The following is a 1,338-nucleotide window of genomic DNA, read 5'->3' as shown; positions in this document are numbered from 1 at the left end:
TGGCTCATCATCAGGAAGCCCACGGTGTCCATGCCGAGTTCGCGCGCGTATTCGATGTGCTGCTTCGAAATGTCGGCTTCGGTGCAGTGCGTGGCCACGCGCACGATGCGCGCGCCCGCGTTGTACGCGGCCTTCAGGTCGTGAATCGTGCCGATGCCCGGCAGCAAAAGCGTAGCGATCTGCGCGTGCTTGACCACGTCGGCCACGGCCTCGATCCATTCGAGGTCGCTGTGCGCGCCGAAGCCGTAGTTGAAGCTGGAGCCTTGCAGGCCGTCGCCGTGCGCGACCTCGATGCTGTCCACCTTCGCCTTGTCCAGCGCGCGGGCGATGTCCTGCACGTTCTGGATCGAGTATTGGTGGCGAATCGCGTGGCTGCCGTCGCGCAGCGTCACGTCGGAGATGTAGAGTTTCTTGCTCGGGTTAGTCATCGCCTTAGGCTCCTTGCACGCTCAGAAGCGTTTGCGCCATGCGTTCGGCGGTGGCGAGCGCGGCGGAAGTCATGATGTCGAGATTGCCTGCGTAAGCGGGCAGATAGTGCGCGGCGCCTTCCACTTCGAGGAACACTGAAGTCTTCAGTCCGCTGAACTTGCCGAGGCCCGGAATGTTGAGCGGCGCGTTCGCGGGAATCTCGTCGAACTGGACCTTCTGCTTCAGGCGATAACCCGGCACGTAGGCGTGCACCTTCGCGACCATCTCTTCGATCGACTGCTCGACCTTCTCGCGGTCGGCCATCTCCGAGAGCGTGTACACGGTGTCGCGCATCATCACCGGCGGCTCGGCAGGATTCAGCACGATGATGGCCTTGCCCTTTGCAGCGCCGCCCACCACTTCGATGGCCTTCGACGTCGTTTCAGTGAACTCGTCGATGTTCGCGCGCGTGCCGGGGCCCGCCGACTTGCTGCTGATCGAGGCGACGATTTCCGCGTAATGCACCTTCGCCACGCGCGAGACGGCCGCGACCATCGGAATCGTGGCCTGCCCGCCGCACGTGACCATGTTGACGTTGGGCGCGTCGATATGCGCGTCGAGGTTCACGACCGGCACGCAGTACGGGCCAATGGCCGCGGGCGTAAGGTCGATCACGCGGATCGAGGGCTTCAGCTTGCGCAGCAGCGCATCGTTCTTCACGTGCGCACCGGCGGAAGTGGCGTCGAACACGAAGTCGATGTCGTTGAACACCGGCAAACGCGTGAGCCCTTCCACGCCTTCATGCGTGGTCGCCACGCCCAGGCGCGCGGCGCGCGCCAGGCCATCGGAGTTCGGGTCGATGCCGACCATCGCCGCCATCTCCAGATGCTGGCTGTTGCGCATGATCTTGATCATCAGGTCCGTGCCGAT

The 1,338-nt window shown here is 63.9% G+C and carries 1 protein-coding gene and 1 pseudogene; both read right to left on the bottom strand.

Going from position 1 to position 1,338, the window contains the following annotated elements:
* Window positions 1-428, bottom strand: a pseudogene (locus C7402_RS46100) (4-hydroxy-2-oxovalerate aldolase); the annotation flags it as partial.
* Between the two features lie 4 nt (window positions 429-432).
* Window positions 433-1,338, bottom strand: a 906-nt coding sequence (locus tag C7402_RS46095; RefSeq protein WP_116615305.1) for an acetaldehyde dehydrogenase (acetylating), incomplete at its 5' end; no start/stop codon positions are given.

It is taken from the genome of Paraburkholderia unamae, from assembly GCF_003096875.1.
In the GTDB taxonomy this organism is placed as follows: Bacteria; Pseudomonadota; Gammaproteobacteria; order Burkholderiales; family Burkholderiaceae; genus Paraburkholderia; species Paraburkholderia unamae.
Note: the sequence above shows the minus strand (reverse complement) of the source record. Positions and strands in the feature narration are given on the sequence as shown.